This is a genomic window from Asanoa ishikariensis, from assembly GCF_900107455.1.
In the GTDB taxonomy this organism is placed as follows: domain Bacteria; phylum Actinomycetota; class Actinomycetes; order Mycobacteriales; family Micromonosporaceae; genus Asanoa; species Asanoa ishikariensis.
The window spans coordinates 448,167-466,062 of record NZ_FNQB01000004.1 but is presented as its reverse complement, the minus strand read 5'-3'; the positions used below and the strand labels follow the sequence as shown (position 1 = coordinate 466,062).

General features: G+C 71.1%; 15 protein-coding genes. 6 read left to right on the top strand and 9 right to left on the bottom strand.

What is annotated here, in order from left to right:
- The first annotated feature begins 9 nt into the window (after window positions 1–9).
- Entirely contained in the window at window positions 10–951 is a 942-nt protein-coding gene (locus tag BLV39_RS34750) for a LamG-like jellyroll fold domain-containing protein (protein WP_090801691.1), read from the top strand.
- 28 nt (window positions 952–979) lie between these two features.
- On the top strand, window positions 980–3,049 hold the full coding sequence (locus tag BLV39_RS34745) for a PQQ-dependent sugar dehydrogenase (RefSeq protein WP_090801687.1): 2,070 nt from the start codon (window positions 980–982) through the stop codon (window positions 3,047–3,049).
- Between the two features lie 314 nt (window positions 3,050–3,363).
- Here BLV39_RS34745 and BLV39_RS34740 read toward each other — a convergent pair whose 3' ends face one another.
- From BLV39_RS34740 to BLV39_RS34725, 4 genes are read right to left on the bottom strand one after another with little or no spacing between them, the layout of a single operon-like run.
- The gene (locus BLV39_RS34740) at window positions 3,364–6,057 is read right to left on the bottom strand and encodes a penicillin acylase family protein (protein ID WP_090801686.1); all 2,694 of its coding nucleotides are present in this window, start codon (window positions 6,055–6,057) and stop codon (window positions 3,364–3,366) included.
- A 60-nt stretch (window positions 6,058–6,117) separates the two neighbouring features.
- Window positions 6,118–6,948 carry an ABC transporter ATP-binding protein gene (locus BLV39_RS34735; protein WP_204082694.1) on the bottom strand — a complete coding sequence of 277 codons (831 nt, stop codon included), beginning with the start codon at window positions 6,946–6,948 and terminating at the stop codon, window positions 6,118–6,120.
- Window positions 6,945–7,985 (bottom strand): FecCD family ABC transporter permease, encoded by a 1,041-nt coding sequence (locus BLV39_RS34730; RefSeq protein WP_090801679.1) that lies wholly within the window; start codon window positions 7,983–7,985, stop codon window positions 6,945–6,947. The genes BLV39_RS34735 and BLV39_RS34730 overlap by 4 nt, the downstream gene beginning before the upstream one ends.
- Window positions 7,982–9,031, bottom strand: a complete 1,050-nt coding sequence (locus tag BLV39_RS34725) for a FecCD family ABC transporter permease (RefSeq protein WP_239083531.1) — start codon at window positions 9,029–9,031, stop codon at window positions 7,982–7,984. Before BLV39_RS34725 ends, BLV39_RS34730 begins: the two co-directional genes overlap by 4 nt.
- 82 nt (window positions 9,032–9,113) lie before the next feature.
- Between BLV39_RS34725 and BLV39_RS34720 the strand changes: the two genes are divergently transcribed.
- The 3 genes from BLV39_RS34720 to BLV39_RS34710 all read left to right on the top strand — a co-directional run bounded on the left by BLV39_RS34720 (window position 9,114) and on the right by BLV39_RS34710 (window position 11,874).
- Window positions 9,114–10,142 carry an iron-siderophore ABC transporter substrate-binding protein gene (locus tag BLV39_RS34720; RefSeq protein WP_090801675.1) on the top strand — a complete coding sequence of 343 codons (1,029 nt, stop codon included), beginning with the start codon at window positions 9,114–9,116 and terminating at the stop codon, window positions 10,140–10,142.
- A 16-nt stretch (window positions 10,143–10,158) separates the two neighbouring features.
- On the top strand, window positions 10,159–11,043 hold the full coding sequence (locus BLV39_RS34715; protein ID WP_090801673.1) for an arginase family protein: 885 nt from the start codon (window positions 10,159–10,161) through the stop codon (window positions 11,041–11,043).
- A 195-nt stretch (window positions 11,044–11,238) separates the two neighbouring features.
- Window positions 11,239–11,874 (top strand): DUF3159 domain-containing protein, encoded by a 636-nt coding sequence (locus BLV39_RS34710; protein WP_239083532.1) that lies wholly within the window; start codon window positions 11,239–11,241, stop codon window positions 11,872–11,874.
- A 96-nt stretch (window positions 11,875–11,970) separates the two neighbouring features.
- Here BLV39_RS34710 and BLV39_RS34705 read toward each other — a convergent pair whose 3' ends face one another.
- On the bottom strand, window positions 11,971–12,885 hold the full coding sequence (locus BLV39_RS34705; RefSeq protein ID WP_090801668.1) for a LysR family transcriptional regulator: 915 nt from the start codon (window positions 12,883–12,885) through the stop codon (window positions 11,971–11,973).
- A 107-nt stretch (window positions 12,886–12,992) separates the two neighbouring features.
- Here BLV39_RS34705 and BLV39_RS34700 point away from each other — a divergent pair, with 107 nt between their 5' ends.
- Window positions 12,993–14,387, top strand: a complete 1,395-nt coding sequence (locus tag BLV39_RS34700) for an FAD-binding oxidoreductase (protein ID WP_090801664.1) — start codon at window positions 12,993–12,995, stop codon at window positions 14,385–14,387.
- Here BLV39_RS34700 and BLV39_RS34695 read toward each other — a convergent pair.
- The 4 genes from BLV39_RS34695 to BLV39_RS34680 all read right to left on the bottom strand — a co-directional run bounded on the left by BLV39_RS34695 (window position 14,374) and on the right by BLV39_RS34680 (window position 17,881).
- Complete coding sequence (locus tag BLV39_RS34695; RefSeq protein WP_090801661.1) at window positions 14,374–15,816, bottom strand: MFS transporter; 1,443 nt, start codon at window positions 15,814–15,816, stop codon at window positions 14,374–14,376. The genes BLV39_RS34700 and BLV39_RS34695 overlap by 14 nt on opposite strands.
- Before the next feature lie 51 nt (window positions 15,817–15,867).
- Complete coding sequence (locus BLV39_RS34690) at window positions 15,868–16,785, bottom strand: CDP-alcohol phosphatidyltransferase family protein (protein ID WP_090801658.1); 918 nt, start codon at window positions 16,783–16,785, stop codon at window positions 15,868–15,870.
- A gap of 74 nt (window positions 16,786–16,859) precedes the next feature.
- Window positions 16,860–17,183, bottom strand: a complete 324-nt coding sequence (locus BLV39_RS34685; RefSeq protein ID WP_090801654.1) for a nuclear transport factor 2 family protein — start codon at window positions 17,181–17,183, stop codon at window positions 16,860–16,862.
- A complete protein-coding gene (locus BLV39_RS34680) occupies window positions 17,180–17,881 on the bottom strand; it encodes a DUF6891 domain-containing protein (protein WP_090801651.1) in 702 nt (233 codons plus the stop codon). Before BLV39_RS34680 ends, BLV39_RS34685 begins: the two co-directional genes overlap by 4 nt.
- Between the last annotated feature and the right edge of the window lie 15 nt (window positions 17,882–17,896).

Here is a 17,896-nt window from a genome sequence, read left to right as displayed (position 1 = left end):
GAGGCATCCGTGCGGAAAGCCGTCCTCGCCATCGCCCTCGCCACGACGCTCTTAACCGCCGGCAGTGCCGCGATCCCGGCCTCGGCCAGCAACGACGGGCCTCGCGACGTCTACCCGTCCCTGCGCGACGACCTCGTCGCCTACTACGACTTCGACCACCCGGTGCAGGGCGATCCCGCCCTGGAGCGCGACCAGGGCCGCTCCGGCACCGAGATCGACCTGGTCAACGGCGGCACCGCGATGCGGGTACGCGACCGCGCGTTCAAACGATCCGGCAACGCGCTGCAGACGAAACAGGTCGACCCGGCGACAACCGGGAATGACGACTGGAAGGCCGGCATCTACGCCCAGCCCGGTGTGCGTACCCTGCGGGCGTTCAACTCCGTCGCGGGTACCACCGTGATGGGTTGGTTCAAAGTGGACATGGACGCACCCGCGCTCAACTCCGTCACGGCCGCACCCGACGACCGGTTCAACGCGATCGGGCTGGCCGGTCTGCTGACCGGCGACTCCGACGGCCACGGCGTGCGTGCGCTGCTCGAGCTGATCGACGTCAACGGCGAGCTGCGGCTCGTGGCGCTGGGCCGGCGGATCGACGGCGGCAACTCGCAGACGTTCGCGGCCAACCAGCCGTGGCAGGAGTTGTTGCCGCGCGGCGAGTGGGTGCACCTGGCCGCCACCTTCAACTTCGCCGACGGCACGCTCGCCCTCTACCGCAACGGCAAGCCGGTCGACGGGTTCTACACCCGCACCGACGACCCCTGGCTGGTCAACGGCCCCGGCCCGCACGTCACCACCGCGTCGGACCCGCGCGGCATCAAGATCGGCGGCAGCTTCCCGCAGGACACCCGCGAGCAGAACCCGTGCGACTGCCGGATGGACTCGCTGATGTTCCTCGACACGGTTGTCTCGGCGCGCGACGTCGAGAAGCAGTACCGGCACATGCGTTGACCCGTCCCTGAGAACGGAGTGAGATCGCGTGCGTAGACCCATCGCCACCGCCTGCCTCACCGCCGCCACGCTAGCCCTGTCTCTGCTCGTCGCGTCGCCCGCCCGGGCCGCCGACGCCGTCTACGACCCAGTGCCCGAATCACAGGTGCAGAGCCGTCTCGGCCTGGTGCTCGAGGAGTACGCGTCGTTCCCCAAGACCGAGCCGACCCCGGCGCCCACCGACGGCCGGCTCATGCGGCAGGCCCGGATCAACACGATCATGGAACTCCCCGACGGCTCTGGCCGCCGTGCCGTGCCGGACCTCAACGGCAAGCTCTACCTCGTCGAGAACGGGGTGCCGCACGTCTACCTCGACGTCGCCGCGACCTTCGCGCCGCAGTTCTTCTCCGGCCGCGGCCTCGGCCAGGGCTTCGGCTACGTCGCGTTCCACCCGAACTTCAAGCGCAACGGCAAGTTCTACACGATCCACACGGAGCAGGCCTCGACCACAACCGAGGTGCCCGACTGGCAGCAGACCGGCACGCTCTTCCACGGTGTGATCAACGAGTGGACGGCGACCGACCCGTCGGCCGGCACGTTCGCCGGCTCCCGCCGCGAGGTGCTGCGGATCGGGTTCGGCGGGCAGGTCCACGGCATCCAGGAGATCAACTTCAACCCGACCGCGCGGCGCGGGGACGCCGACTACGGCAACCTCTACCTGGCGGTCGGCGACGGCGGCCTCGGCGCCCGCAACACCGACCCGCAGAACCTGGCCATCCCGCACGGCAAGCTGCTGCGGATCGACCCGCTGGGCACCAACGCGGCCAACGGGGCGTACGGGATCCCGCCGTCGAACCCGTTCGTCGGTCAGGCCGGCAAGCTCGGCGAGATCTTCTCGTACGGCTACCGGGATCCGCACCGGTTCAGTTGGGACCGTGGCACCGGCAAGCTGTATCTCGGCCACATCGGCGAGCACGCGATCGAGGCGATCTACGAGGTTCGCGCGGGTGACAACATGGGCTGGAGCGAGCGCGAGGGCGCGTTCGTCTTCGACAAGACGGCCACGAACCCGTGCGACCGCATCTTCCCGCTGCCCGCGGACGACACGGGCTACGTCTACCCCGTCGCCGCGTACGACCACGACCCCGCACCGGGTTGGAACTGCACCGCGGACGTGGGGGTCGCGGTGGCCGGCGGCTTCGTCTACCGGGGCAAGGACGTGCCGAAGCTGCGCGGCAAGTACGTCTTCGGCGACCTGGTCGACGGCCGGGTGATGTACACCGAGGCGTCCGAGATGCGCCGCGGCCACACGCCGGCGACCATCCACCGGCTCGCCTTGTTCAACGCCGCGGGTGAGTCGGTGCGCATGCAGAACCTCTCGGCACCCGGGGCGCCCGGCGACCCGAACCGCGTCGACCTGCGGTTCGGCACGGACGCGCAGGGTGAGCTCTACATCCTCGCGAAGGCCAACGGCAAGATCTGGAAGGTGACGGGTACGCGGGAGTTCGCCAGCGGTTCCGTCGGCGAGGTCAAGGTGCGGGACACCATGCGCCCGACCAACTGGGCGCCGGTCACCCCGTCGAAGTGGCAGTTCACCAACGGTCAGGTCATCCTGGCGGAGGCCGGTGAGGCACGACCCGGACCGCGACGGCCCTTCGAGTACGCGGTGCTGACCGCCGGGCCTTCCTTCGGTGCCGTGGAGGTCACCGCCGAGGTCCGGCTCGACACCCCCGTCGAGGTCACCAACCGCGACGTGATCATCGTGTTCGGCTACAGGTCGGACACGGAGTTCTACTACGCACACGTCTCGACCGACAACACGATCTACCCGCACAACGGCATCTTCAAAGTCAACAACGCCGACCGCGAGCGGATCGACTACCAGTGGAACGGCCGCTCGCTGGGCGCCAACCCGGCGATCGTCGACGCCAAGTGGCACACGGTGCGGGTCAAGCACCTGCCGACGACCGGCGAGATCGCGGTCTATGTGGACGGTGTCAAGGACCCTCTGATGACCGCGAAGGACACCACGTTCGGCTCGGGCCGGGTGGGCTTCGGCTCGTTCGACAACATCGGCCGGCTGCGTGACCTGAAGGTGAAGGGAACACCCGCGACCTGATCCGGTAGGGAGACAGCGGGGCGGGGTGCCGACGAGGTCACCCCGCCCCGTTGTCGTCACAGGTCGAAGACCCCGGACCATGCCCGCGTCGACGAACTAGCCTGCGGCCCGTGCGGCGGCAAGACCTTCGGCGTCGACGCTGACCTGGTCGCGACCGTCTGTCCCTGCGGGGCGAGGCGTTCGCCGTCGGTGTCGGCTTCGCCCCGCACACGGACGGCGAGGTGCGCTGGATCAGCGTCGGAGTGCGCTGCCTCCAGGACGGCACCCTGGGCATCTGCGCTGATTGGAAGATCAGCTACTCGCCCACCAACCACCTAACGGCCTAGCTCCACCCGGTACGTCTCGTTGGTCAGCCATTGCGGCAGGAGGTTCGCGTACCAGCGGCTGCCCAGGGTTTCGCTGGTACCGCCCGGTAGGGACGAGACCGCCTCGATGCCGCTGCGGCCCGGCTGGGCTACCGCTCGACGGACCGGGCCGCCGGCGAAGGTGAACTCCGAGGCCGAGTCCGCGCGGACGTTGTGGCTGGCCGCGTCCACCGTGCCGAAGCCGCCGTCGACCGGCACCCCCGGCAGGTCCGACAGCGGCGGTGGGAACGCGCCACCGGCCGGCGGGATCGACCACGGCGCCCCGAGCGGCGCCGAGAAGGTCACCCGGTGCAGCCGGCCCCAGCGGTAGTCGTCCTGCCGCGTCGAACCGCCGAAGGCGGCCGCGAACGACGGGCCCGACAGCAGGTCGAGCGCGTCGGACAGGCTGCGCAGCAGCAGCACGTCGCGCCGGTCCACGGGGTCCGCGACACCCGGAACGGCGTAGAAGTCGACGCCCGACGTGCCCACCCCCTGCCGGTCGGGGAACCGCTCCAGCAGCACTCGCAGGGCCTTGAGCGCCTCCGGGCCGCTGGGCTGCGGCAGGCCGGCGGGGGCCAGGCGCGCGTCGATCACGTTCTTGACGTACTGGCCACGCCAGACCGCGTAGATGGTCGCCGCCACGCTGTCGGCCACCTCGGAAGACTTGGGCGGGCGGCGGTGGCCCGAGACGTCGGAGGCGTCGTAGCCCTGCGGGATGCCGGTCGGCGTCGTGCAGTCCCAGCGAGCCAGGCGCCCGACCGCCTCGGTCACCCGACGGTCGGCGGCCAGGGCGGCGAGCTCCGGAACGGAGCTGCGGTCGGCCCGGCGCAGGGCGGATACGAGGTACGGGCGGAAGAACTGGGCGTCGAGCAGCGTGACGTCGGCCTGCTGGTCCTGAACGTCGCGCACCGTCAGCTTGCGGCCGCTCGCGATCGCCGCGCGCAGCATGGCCGTGATGCGCCCCGCCCGGAAGCCGCCGTCGTAGCCGACGTTGAGGTAGTAGATGCCCCCGGTCGGACGGCGCTCGTTGACCGGGTTGTTGTCCAATGTGGTGCCGGCGGGATCGTTGTTGGCATTGACGAAGAATCCGGCTGACGGGTCGACCACCTGGGGCATCTCGGCCGGCGGGAGGATCTCGTAGGGCAGGGCCTGGCCCCGATACAGCCGGGTGGCCGGCAGCCACTCGTTGCCGCCCGTGCCGTCCCGCAACAGGTACGGCGGCCGGCCCCGCACCGCGCCCGCCTCCAGGTCCTCGCGCAGCGGCATCTCGGCGCTGGTGAAGTACGCGATGTGGCCGCCGACGTCGGTGACCGACCAGTTCTGCGAGCCCACGTCGAAGAAGTCCAGCGACCGTTGGAAGTCCCGGATGTCGCGGGCGTAGTTGAACCCACGGGCGGCCTCGATCTCGCGGGTCGCCGAGAAGCCGGTGTACTGGACGGACAGCGCGGTGCCGGTGGACTGGTCGAGGGAGACGATCGGGCCGTTGTTGCGCCGCGGCACGATCAGCGTGGCAGCGGGCACGGCGCCACCCGGCGGCACGGTGACCAGCTCACCAAGGGTGTTGACGCGGAAGGTCTCCGGGATCGCGAGGACCGGCTCCGGCTGGCCGCGGTAGACGGTGGCCAGACCGCTGGGCGACCCGGCGAACGGCACCAGCCGCTCGACGAAGGTGTCGGTGACGTCCATCGGGTTCGTGGTGGCACCCCAGGCGACCCGCTTGTTCTGGCCGAGGATGACGTACGGCGCACCGGCGAAGCTCTCACCCTGCACGTCGAGGCCGGCGCCCCGGAGCCCGACCGGATAGAACGTCGCCGGCGTGGTCAGCCCGAGGTGCGGGTCGTTCGCCATGATCGGCCGGCCCGACTTGGTGTGCCGGCCGGAGACGGCCCACTCGTTGGAGCCGAGGGTGAAGGTCCGGTCGACGGCCTCGGCCAGCAGCGGTGTCCGCTCGGCCCGGTCCTGGTAGTCGCGGGCCAGCCGAAGCGCAACGTCGGAAAGATCCGAAGTGCGCGGCCGGGTCGCGTCGGGGACCGTCGAGGCGGCGTCGAACGGGGCCGCGCGGAACAGGTCGTCGCTGAACAGCGCCGCGCCGTCGAAACCGGCCTGCGCACCGGCCTGGGCGTACGCGTCGGCGGCGACGGTCAGCTCGATGTCCAGGTCGAACGAGAGGTTGAACGCGATCGCCTTGAGCAGGACGATGCTGTCGACCGGCGTCCACGGCGTGAAGCGGGTGATCCGCACGGCCGCGTACTGCGCCGGAAGGGGATGGCTCGCGACCCAGGCGTTGACGCCCGCCGCGTACGCGTCGAGGGACCGTCGCAGGTCGGGCGAGTAGGCGGGCAGGCTGCGCTCGGCCGCCCGCCGCAGCCCGATCGTCCGCGCCTCGATGTCACCGGGCAGTGCCGGTTGGCCCAGCAGCTCGGCCAGCGTGCCGGAGGCCTGCCGGCGCGTGGTGTCCATCTGGAACAGCCGGTCCGAGGCGTGCACCCAACCCTGGGCGAACAGCAGGTCACGCTCGCTGCCGGCCCGGATGTGCGCGATGCCGTTGCCGTCCCGCTTGACCGACACCCCGCGTGGCAGGCCGGAGGAGTGGGCGAAGGCCGGCAGCGGAACCGTGAGCGGGAGGACAAGAGCAAGGAGCACGGCGAGGAGCCGACGTCGCATGAGGGGCCTCCGTCGAGGGTGGAGGGTGCGCCTGGCCCTCGCACCTTAGTGACCGTTCGGTCACTGCGGCAATAGCACGCCCTGCGCCCGTCGGGAGCGGTCCACCGGCACGACCAGCGGTGTGCCGGTCGCGGGATCGGGAATGACCAGGCAGGGCACGCCGAACACGTCGTTGACCAACTCTGCGGTCATCACGTCCGAGGGCGGCCCCTGGGCGACCACCACTCCCCCACGCATCACGACCAGGTTCGTCGCGTACCGACTGGCCTGGTTGAGGTCGTGCAGCACCGCGACGATCGTGCGGCCTCCCTCGTGGAGCTCGGCGCAGATGTCCAGCACGTCGATCTGGTGTGCCAGGTCCAGGAACGTGGTCGGCTCGTCGAGCAACATGATCGAGGTCTGCTGCGCCAGCACCATGGCCAACCAGACCCGTTGCCGCTGGCCGCCCGAGAGCTCGTCGACGTAGCGGTCGGCCAGGTCGGTCACCTTGGTCAACCGCATCGCGTCCGAGACGGCCCGGGCGTCCTCCGTCGACCACTGCCGCAGCAGCCGCTGGTGCGCGAACCGGCCCCGGGCCACCAGGTCCTCGACCACGATGCCCGGCGGCACCAGCGGTGACTGGGGCAGCAGGCCCAGCCGGCGGGCCACCTCCCGGGTCGGGTACGACGCGATCTCGGCGCCGTCCAGCACGACCGATCCCGAGCGCGGCTTGAGCACGCGGGCGAGCGCCTTCAGCAGGGTCGACTTGCCGCACGCGTTTGGTCCGACGATCACGGTGAACGACCCGTCGGCGATGTCGAGGTGCAGGTCGTCGACGACAGGGGAGCCGTCGTACGCCAGAGTCAGCCCGCGCGCACCCAGCCGGTTGTCCATTGTGCTCTCCGAAGTCATACGAGCTGCCGTCCCCGCCGCCACTCGCCGGCGAGCAACCAGGTCAGATAGAGGCCGCCGAGCGCGGCGGTGACCACGCCGACCGGCAGGTCCAGCGGCAGCACCCGCCGGCCGATCCAGTCGCTGGCGGTGAGCAGGAAGGCGCCCATCGCCGCCGCGGCACCGATGTTGGCGCCCGGTGCGCGGGTCAGCCGGCTCGCGAGCTGGGGCGCGGCCAGCGCCACGAAGGCGATCGGTCCTGCGACCGCCGTGGCGACCGCCGCGAGGGCGACGCTGATGACCGCGAGCACGAGCCGGGACCGCTCGGCGCGGACCCCGTGCGCGACGGCCGCCTCGTCGCCGAGGCTGAGCATCTCCAGCTCGCGCCCGTAGCGGACCAGCGGCGGCAGCAGCACCACCAGGGCACCGCCGATCAGCGCCACTTCGAGCATCGTGCTGGAGTTGACGCTGCCGATCAGCCAGCGATGGGCCTGCATGGCGCCTTCGAGCTTGGCCCGGACGATGAGCAGCGTGTCGAACGCGACCAGCATCGTCGAGACCCCGATGCCCATCAGGACCAGGCGCACGGGCTGGGCGCCCCGCCGGAAGGCCAGCAGGTAGATCACGGCGAACGTGACCAGGCAGCCGACCAGCGCGCCGGCGGCGACGGACAGGCCGCTGCCGCCGAGCAGCAGCATGACGACCAGCCCGCCCGTGGCCGCGCCGACGGTCAGGCCGATGAAGTCGGGACTGCCGAGCGGGTTGCGAGTCAGGCTCTGGAAGATGGCGCCGCTGATGCCCAGTGCCGCGCCGACCAGCATGGCGACCGCGACCCGGGGCAGGCGAAGCTCGCGTACGACATAGCCCGTCCCGTCGGAGGCCGTGCCCAGCAGGGAGCGCACCACCTCGCCGAAAGGCACCGGGAAGTCCCCTGTGGACAGGTTGACGACGGCTATGGCCAGCGCCGCGAGCACCAGCAGGGAGCTGACGGCGACGGTGCGCGGGCGCAGCCGCAGCGACCACCCGCCCACCCGAACCGTCGCGCGCCGGGCGCTCACAGCACACCCACCCGGCGCCGGCGGCACAGCGCGATGAACACAGGCCCGCCGATGAGCGCGGTGACGATGCCGACCTGAAGCTCGGACGGCGCGACGACGACCCGGCCGAGGACGTCGGCGATCAGGAAGACACCCGGTCCGAGCAGCAGCGACATCGCCAGGATCGCGCGGTTGTCGGCGCCGACGAGCAGGCGTGCGGCGAACGGCACGGCCAGGCCCAGGAAGGCGATCGGGCCCACGGCGGCGGTTGCGGCGCCGCAGAGCAGCATGACGACGACCATGCCGGCGAGTCGGATCCGCCCGGGCCGCGCGCCGACCGCCTTGGCCGCGTCGTCACCGAGTGCGAGCGCGTTGAGACCGCGTCCCAGCACGAGCGCGGCGGCGATGCCCAGCACGAGGAACGGCGCGACCTGGCCGAGCACCGCGTAGCCGCGGTCGGTCAGCGAGCCGACGTCCCAGTGGCGGTAGCGCAGGAACGAGTCGGGACGGGTCATCAGCACGGTCCAGATGAGCATGGCCAGGACGGCGTCGACGGCGACCCCGGCCAGCACCAGCCGGTCCGGCGTCGGAACCCGACCGGCGCCGCCGAGCACGAACACGGCGACCGAGAGCAGGCCGGCACCGGCGAAGGCGAACCACACGTACGCGCCCAGGGAGTTGGTGCCGACGAACGCGATCGCGATGACCACCCCGGTGGCGGCACCGGTGTTCACGCCGAGCAGGCCGGGCTCGGCGAGCGGGTTGCGGGTCAGCGCCTGCATCACCGCCCCGGCCAGGCCGAGCGCGGCGCCGACGGCGATCGCCAGCAGGGTCCGCGGTATCCGCACGTCGTGCACGATGACGGACTCCGGAGAGCCGTCGGGATTCCACAGGACGTGCCAGACCGTGGCCGGGTCGATCCAGCGCGTACCGACGGCGACGCTGAGCACGACGGCCGCCAGCAGCAGGCCGGTCGCGGCCGCGACACCGACGGTGGAGCGCCGGCGCAGAGCCGACCGCGGGGGCGGTGCGGTCTCTGTTGGCGCCGGAGAGACCGCTGTCAGCAATCCCGCCTCCCTCGTAGACAGTTAGGGAAGGCTAACCTATGCTCCCGGTCGAGTCCAGGAATGCTTCACCGGAAGGAACCCCATGCGTCTGGGTCGTCATATCGCCGCCGTGGCCGGCCTGCTCGTGCTCGCGTCCGGCCTCTCTGCCTGCGCCGACGAGAAGAGCCCCGAGGCCGCCGCGTCGAGCTCGACCGCTTTCCCGGCCGTGATCGAGCACAAGTACGGCACGACCACCGTTCCCGCCGAGCCGAAGCGCATCGTCGTCGTCGGTCTCGTCGAGCAGGACGCGCTGCTGGCGCTCGGCGTCACACCGATCGCGACCACCGAGTGGTGGGGCGAGCATCCGGGCGCGCTCTGGCCCTGGGCGAAAGAGAAGCTCGGCAGCAACCCCGTGCCGCAGGTCCTCAAGCCGACCGACGGCATCGAGATCGAGAAGGTGCTCGCCCTCAACCCCGACCTCGTCCTCGGCGCCTACTCCGGCATGACCAAGGAGGAGTACGACAAGCTGTCGGCGCGCGTACCCACCATCGCGCAGCCCAAGGGTGTCATCGACTTCGGCACAAGCTGGCAGGACGTCACCCGGATCGTCGGCACCGCCGTCGGCAAGAAGGCCGAGGCCGACAAGGTCGTCTCGGACGTCGAAGCGAAGTTCGCGGCGGCCCGCGAGGCCAACCCCGCGTTCGCCGGCAAGGTCGCCGCGGTGGTGACCTACTACCAGGGCATCTACGTGTACGGGTCGCAGGACGCCCGTGGCCGGTTCCTCAAGGACCTCGGCTTCAAGCTGCCCGACGGCCTGGATGCGCTGACCGGCACCGAGTTCGGCGTCACGCTGAGCCCCGAGAAGACCAACCTGATCGACACCGACGTGCTCGTCTGGCTGATCGACGACTACGCGAAGGACAAGGCGAGCGTCCAGGCCAATCCGTTGTACGCCACCCTCGGCGTCAAGACCGAGGCGCGCGACGTGTTCCTCGAGAACAACGAGACGCTCGGCGCCGCGACCTCGTTCGTCACCGCGCTCAGCCTGCCGTACGTGCTGGACAACCTGGTGCCCCAGATGGCCGCGGCCATCGACGGCAACCCCGCGACCGAGGTGAAGCGGGCCGCCTGAGCCGTACGCTCGGGCCATGAGTGGCTGGTTTCTCCTCGGCGCGCCCTGGGACTGCTCCGGGACGGGCCGGGGAGAGGCCGCGGCCCCCGACGCGTTGCGGGCGGCGGGCCTGGTCGAGCGGGTCGACGTCGACCTGGGCAACGCGGCCACCCACATCTCCACCCAACACCGCGACCAGGACACGGGTGTACGCGCGCTGCCCGACACCATCACGGCGGCGCGGTCCCTGGCGTCGGCGTTGGGCGCCGGCCTGCGTGACCGTCCCGGGCTCCGGCCGCTCGTGGTCGGCGGCGACTGCAGCCTGCTGCTCGGCGTGTTCGCCCACCTCCGCGCCGCCCTCGGTGAGGTCGGGCTCTGGTTTCTCGACGGACACCCCGACTTCTACGACGGGCACGGCTCGGAGACCGGTGAGACCGCGGACCTCGAGCTTGCCGTGCTGACCGGCGACGGTCCCCCGGAGCTGGTCGGCCTGGGTGGCGTGGTGCCGATGGTCGCGGCGCGGCACGTCGCGCTGATCGGGCACCGGACCGTCGACCTCGACCCGGAGTCGGCGGCCGAGGTGGCCCGGCTGCCCGACGAGCTGTTTCGCCTCGACGCGCCCGCCGTCATTCGGGATCCGGCCGGGGCGGGCGACCTGGCCTCGGCGTGGGGCGAAGGGCTCGGGCTGCCGATGTGGCTGCACATCGACGTGGACGTGCTCGACGAGGCGGTTCTGCCCGCGGTGACCTATCCGCAGGCCGGCGGGCCGGATTTCGGCCAGCTCGCCACCACCCTGCGGCCACTCACGGTGTCGGGACGATTGCTCGGAGTAAGCGTCGCGGACTTCCGCCCTGACCTCGACGGTGACGGTCGACACGCGGCCAGGCTCGTCGACCTTCTCGATCGGGTACTCGAGGGCTGATCGCCCCCACCAGCTTTGTCCACCTATATCGGGATAAGCAGGGGATGCGAGGGCTACGCGGCTTTCCTGCGAGTCCGTACACAGGTAAGCCCGCTACGGTGAGTAACTCGGCACGCTGAATCCCCTCGGGAGTCTCACATCAGCATCGACGCAGGTCCCCATGTCATCGAACTCGGCGCGATCAAGCCAGCCCTGGTGCGCGCCGCCCGTCTCTTCGCGGAGACGGTGCTCGTACCGACCGGTCTCCTGTACATCCTGCTGCACACCGCGGGCCTGCTGCCCGCGCTCCTGGCGGTCATCGGGTGGTCCGTGATCACGGTGACCATCCGTTGGGTCTCCGGCCGGCACCTGCCAGGCACCCTGCTGGTCTGCTCCGGCGCCATGATCGCCCGGGCCAGCGTCGCACTGGCGCTGTCCAGCGCCTTGGTCTACTTCGTGCAGCCGGTGATCGCCTCGGTCTTCATGGCCGCACTCTTCCTCGGCAGCGCCCTGCTCGGCAGACCGATCACCAAGCGCCTCGCCCGTGACTTCGTCGCCCTGCCGGCGCACCTGCGCCACCACCCGGGCCTGCACAAGGTCTTCGTGCAGACCGCCGCCCTGTGGGGCATCGGCCGCCTCGTCGACGCCGGCATGAGCATGGGCTTCCTGCACATGGGCCTCGACGCGGCCGTGCTCTCCCGCGGCGTGTTCAGCGGCATCCTCACTGCGGTGATGGTGGCCGTCTGCGCGGCCTGGGGTTTCCGCGCCCTGCGCAAGATGCCGGACCTGTCGTTCCGGATCGGCCTACCCAAGCCGACCGCCGCCCCGGCCGCGGCACCCGCGATGGCCTGACGACCGGCACTAAACCCAGACCACCGGCCCCGGCCCAGCGACCAACGCTGGGACCGGGGCCGAACTGGTAGGCCCGCTCCCTGACCGCCCGACGGCTCAGGCCGATGAGCGGGCCGCGCCGAGGACCGCGTGGATGAGCGCCGCGGTGGCCGCCGACTGCGGTCGGTGCGCCGGAGTGGCCAGGCCGATGGACAGGTCGAAGTTCACGTCGGCCACCTCGATGACCGACGTGTCCGGTGTCTCGCCGGCGGATCGCGGCAGGAAGGCGACGCCCAGGCCGTTGCGGACCAGGCCGAGTGCGCTGCCGTGGTCGGCGGCCTCGAACGGGACGTTGCGCCCGATCCCCGCGATCGCGAACGCCCGGTCGACCATCGTGCGATTGCCCCAGCCGAGCGGGAAGTCGACGAACGTCTCGTCCCGCAGGTCGTCGAGGGTCACCGAACGGGCGTCGGCCAGCGGATGGCCCTGGGCACAGACGAAGCACCAGCGCACGGACCCGATCGGATGCAGCCGTACGCCCGGCGGACGCTCGATCGTGCCGACCATCGCCAGATCCAGAGCGCCCGCGGCGACGTCGGCCAGGTGACTGGCCGATCCGCTGGAGGCGCCGCGCAGCCGGAACTCGACCAGCGGATGTGTCGCGTGGAATCGGCCCAGGATCGCCGGCAGGTCGATGACCAGCGGACCCGCCAGCCCTTCCCGGGTGCCGATGGGTGACAGCGTGCCCATCCGGATCGTGCCGCGCAGGCCACCGCGCGCCTGCGCCACGGTGTCCCTGGCCCGGACCGCCGAGTCCAGCACCGCCCGCGCCTCCGGCAGCAGGGCCTGACCGGCATCCGTCAACGAGGTCGCCTGCGGCTCCCGGGCGAACAGCGCCGTGCCCAGTTCCCGCTCCAACTTCCGGATCGTCGCGGAAACGGCCGACTGGGCGACCCGTACCCTGCGTGCCCCTCCGGTGAACGTGCCCTCCTCCGCGACCGCGACGAAGTACTCGAGTTGGCGGAGCTCCATCACCTCACTATCGCGGATCGCGATGACCCCCAGCGTGCAGTTGTGTGGCCGCTCAACCCCATCCGTCACACAATTGCTTGCACAAACAACAAACGGGGGTAAGAGAAATGGCTGACACCACCAAACGCACCGACCTGACGGATCTTGCCCAGGCGGTGGCCGGGCCGGTCACCCTGCCCGGCGACGAGGGCTACGCCGCCGAGACCGCCACCTGGAACCTGGCCGCGGCCCAGCGTCCGGCCGTCGCGATCGGCGTCACGTCTGTGGCAGACGTGACGGCAGCGGTGCGGTTCGCGGCCGGGGGCGGCTTGCGCATCGTGGTCGTCGCGACCGGACACGGCGCCGCGCGGGGCTCGGACGGGGCCGTGATGCTCAATGTGCGCCGCATGAACGACATCCAGATCGACGCCGCCGCGCGTACGGCGACGATCGGCCCGGGTGTCGAGGCACAACCGCTGGTCGAGGCCGCCGCCGAGGCGGGGCTGGCGCCGCTCGCGGGCTCGTCACCGAACGTCGGCGTGGTCGGCTACACCCTCGGCGGTGGCCTGAGCCCGACGCTGGGCCGCGCCTACGGCTACTCGGCCGACCATGTGCGGGCGATCGAGATCGTCACCGCCGACGGAACCCTGCGGCAGGTCGACGCGGAGCACGAACCCGAGCTGTTCTGGGCGGTCCGCGGCGGCAAGGGCAACTTCGGCGTGGTCACCGCGCTGACCGTCGAACTGGTTCCGGTCACCCGGCTGTACGGCGGCGGCCTGTACTTCGCGGCCGAGCACACGGAGCGCGTGGTCGAGGCGTACCGCCGCCTGACCGCCACGGCCCCGGACACGCTCAGCGTGTCCTTCGCCTTCCTGCGCCTGCCGCCACTGCCGTTCGTGCCGGAGCCGCTGCGCGGCCGCTTCACCGTCCACGTGCGATTCGCGTACCTGGGCTCGGCGGCCGACGGCGAACGCCTCGTGGCGGACCTACGCGCGACGGCACCCACCCTCATCGACACGGTGGCCGAGATGCCGTTCACCGGGATCCCCGAAATCCATGCGGACCCGATCGACCCGCTGCCGGGGTACGAGGCCACGACGCTGCTGCGCGAGTTTCCGGCCGAGGCGGCCAAGGCGCTGATCGCCGTGGCCGGCCCCGACGCGGACACGCCGGCGCTGATCGCCGAGGTCCGCCAACTCGGCGGCGCGCTGAGCCGGGAACCCCTGGTGGCCAACGCGGTCAGCAACCGGGACGCCGGCTTCCAGTTCCTGACCGGCGCGGCCGCGGAGCCGGGAGCGGAGGAGCAGCTCCGCGGGCCGTTGATCGGCATCCTCGACGCGCTGGCGCCATGGGCCACCGGACGGGCGATGGCCAACTTCATGGGCACCTACGATGCGACACCGGACGGGGCACGCCGGGCGTACGAGCCGGAGACGTACACGCGGCTGGCCCGGGTCAAGCACAACTACGACCCGGACAACCTGTTCCGCCCGAGCCTCAACGTCATCCCTAGTCCGCTCTGACGGTGACGCCGCGGGGGCAGGGAGCCTCCGCGCGGGTGCGGGGATCGGGGCGCAGGTTCAGGGCGAGCAGCGCGGTGGCCCCGATTCCCGCCGCGATGGCGAACACCGCCGTGCGCAGGCCCGCGGCGGTCTCCACCCGCAGCGACTCCCCCGCGAGCCCTTCGGTGCCGGCGGCCGCGACCAGCACCAGCAGCGCGAGCCCGACGGCGGCGCCGATCGACGTGCTGGTCGAGGCGATGCCGGAGGCCACGCCCTGTTCGCGGTCGGCGACCCCGGTGCCGGCCGCGATGAAGATCATCGTGAAGGCGATGCCGTCGCCGACGCTGGTCAGCACCAGACCCGGGATCAGGCTGGCATACGCGGCGTCGGGCGACATGGCCAGGCCGAGGGCGACCGCGCCGACCGCGCCGACCGCCAGCGCCGCGACCAACGTGGGCCGCAGCCCCCATCGGGTCGCGACCCGTCCGGCGAACGTCGAGCCGGCGACCACCACGGCGGTCGGGATCAGGAAGGCGACGCCGGTGCCCAGCGCGTCGTACCCGCGAACGTCCTGGAAGTAGAGGGTCAGGAAGTAGAGCACCGAGCCGAACGTGGCCCAGAACATGAAGGCCATCGCCGAGGCCGTGACGAGGTTGCGATTGGCCAGCAGCCGCGGCGGCACGAGCGGGTCGCCTCCGCGGCGCTCGAGCACCACGAAGCCGGTCAGCGCCAGCACGGCGCCGACCGCGCTCACGATGACGCCGGGCGAGATCCAGCCGAGGTTCGGCCCCTGCACGAGGGCGAACACGAGCAAGGTGATGCCGAGGGCGGCGGTCAGTGCGCCGGGCAGGTCGAACCTGCGCCCATGCTCGCGCTCGCCGTCGGCGGGGACGAGCACGAACGTCAGCACCAGCGCGAGCGCCGCGAGCGGGACGTTGACGAAGAAGACCGCCTCCCAGCCGAACGCCTGGGTGAGCACGCCGCCCAGAAGCACGCCGATGACGAGGCCGGCGGCGCCGGTGCCGCCCCAGACGGCAACGGCGCGGTTGCGGGGTGGGCCTTCGGGAAAGGTCGTGTTGATCAGCGCGAGGGTGGCGGGAAAGACCAACGCTCCCCCGAGACCCTGCACCGCGCGACCGACCAGCAGGACACCGGGGCCCGTCGCGACTCCGCCGATCAACGAGCCGGCGCCGTACAGGACGAGGCCCGTGACCAGCACCCGCCGGCGGCCGAGCAGATCCGATGCCCGGCCACCGAGCAGGAGGAAGCCGGCCGACGCCACCGCGTACGCGCTGATCACCGCTTGCAGTGTCTGTGCCGAGTAACCCAGGGCCCGCCCGATCTCGGGCAGTGCCACGACCACGATGTACTGGTCCAGCGAGACGATCAGCATCGCGAACGCGAGCAACGGCAGGATCGCACGTCGGGCACCGGTGTCGGTCTGGGGCATGAGCGGGCTCCCTGGTGAGGTGTCGGCGCGTCACCAGACCAACGATCGTCGTCAGGTGCGCGCGGCGACCGGCTCCGGCTCGGCGACGGGGGTGCGCTGCGCCGGGATCGCGCCGTGGCGGGCGGTGGCGAGCTGCCGCGCGACCGCCGCGCTGCCCTGGTAGAGCATGTAGATCAGCGCCAGCTCGAACAGCACCATCAGACCGGCGGCGGCCAGGGTGACCGGCACGATCGCGCCGACGACCGGCGCGATGATGAAGACGGCCATCTGGAACTCGATCCCGCCGACCAGGTGCGGCCGGATGCGGCTGCGACGCAGGGCCGTGCGCATGCGGTGGAACACGCCCAGCCCGACCGTCGAGTTGTCGACCATGGCGAGCATCGAGAGCCGGTCGGGGTCGGTCTCGTCCGAGGCCACCGCGGTCCGCGGCAGCGGCTTGGGCGCGAGGCCGGCCTCCTCGAGCTGGGTCTTCAGCTCCCGGTTGACTTTGGCGTTCTCCAGCGCGTTGAGGTAACGGAACATGTCGAGGAAAATCACCAGGCCGCCGAGCACCAGGTAGACGATGCTCTTCGTGGCCGCGTACTGCCCGCCCATCAGGGCGATTGTGCAGGCCACGATCCGCAGGCGGTCGAAGACGTAGTCCAGCCACGCGCCGAACACCGACCCGGTGCCGTTGAGTCGCGCGATCTTGCCGTCGATGCAGTCGAGGACGAAGCTCACGTGGTACGCCAGCGCACCGGCGACGAGCCACCAGTTGTTCTCGCGGACGCCGCCCAGGGCGAAGAACGCGGCGGCGGTCAACCCGACCAGGAAGCCGAGCATGGTGATCCGGTTGGGCGTGAACCAGCGGTAGGGAGCGATCCAGCGGGTCAGCCGGCTGGCGACCGGGTCGACGAGCAACACCGTCCACCACGAGTCCCGCGTCTTGTACGTGCGATCCCGCACCTCGTCGAGCGGAATGCGTTCCACGGCTCTCTCCCCTGTATCTACCGTCCGAGGCGAGAGACCTTACCGTGAACGGAAGGTGGAATTGAAGTGTCTGCTCAGCCAATCTCCAGGCGCGCGATCAGGTCACCGCGCACGGTGAGCACCAGGTCGCCGGTGCCGTTGAAGCGCCGGCTGGTCGCCCGGATCGTGAGCACATAGGTGTCGACGTCGGTGGCTTCCCACCCCAGCAGGTCGAAGTGCATCCCGACCCCGATGTTGTCGGTGCCGTCCCAGTCGGCGACACCGGCACGCCCGGTGAACTCACGGCTGCCGTCGCGGACGTACGCGTCGTCGGTGAACGCGGCGACGAAGCCCGCGGTGTCACCCGCGTTCGTGGTGTCGATGAACGCGCTGATAGCGGCCGGCGGCTGCTCGGTCATGCGGGCTCCCTCGTGTCGTCGTTCTCCTTCAGGGTCGCGTACCACTGGGCGCCCGTGATGCGGATTCGCTTGGACTGGTTGCGGTTCCAGTCGACCCGCATGCCGTGCTTACGCAGCACCGGGAAGGCGATCTCGTCCAGTACGCGCTCAAGATCGGCCTGGTAGCCCGCGCGCTTCTCGTCCTCCGACAGCGCCTCGTACGCGGCCTCGTCGAAGTCCTCCGGCGGATACACGCCGTATCCGAGATAGACCTCGCCGTCCGCGCTCGCGAGCAGCGACTCGGTGTCCTGCTGGTGGTACCACAGATAGCCGTGCCAGTGGCGGGAATCGTCGCGCTCGTCGTGGATCTCCGCGGACGCACAGGTGCCGCAGCAACTGAAGTTCTCGCGCGCCAGCACGCCCACGTCGTTGAGCTCGGCGAACGCGCGGTTCAGGTTGCTCGCCACGTCGCCGAAGCCCCGCTGCTGGTCCAGCCGGGCCGCGACCGCCGTCCCGTACGCCGAGGAGAGCTCGTCGTCCGTGGCACCGTGCCGCTCCTCGTCCTCGTCGAGAAAGTCCACGAACTCGCTGGCGTCGTCCTCGCCGCGTACGACCCAGTCCCAGATCTCGTTCTCGATCTCGGTGCGGCCCGGCTCGGTGATCCGGTCGGTCAGGAACCTGACGTCCGTCGGACGCTCGTTGTAGACCCATGCGCTCACGGAGAAATCCTCACA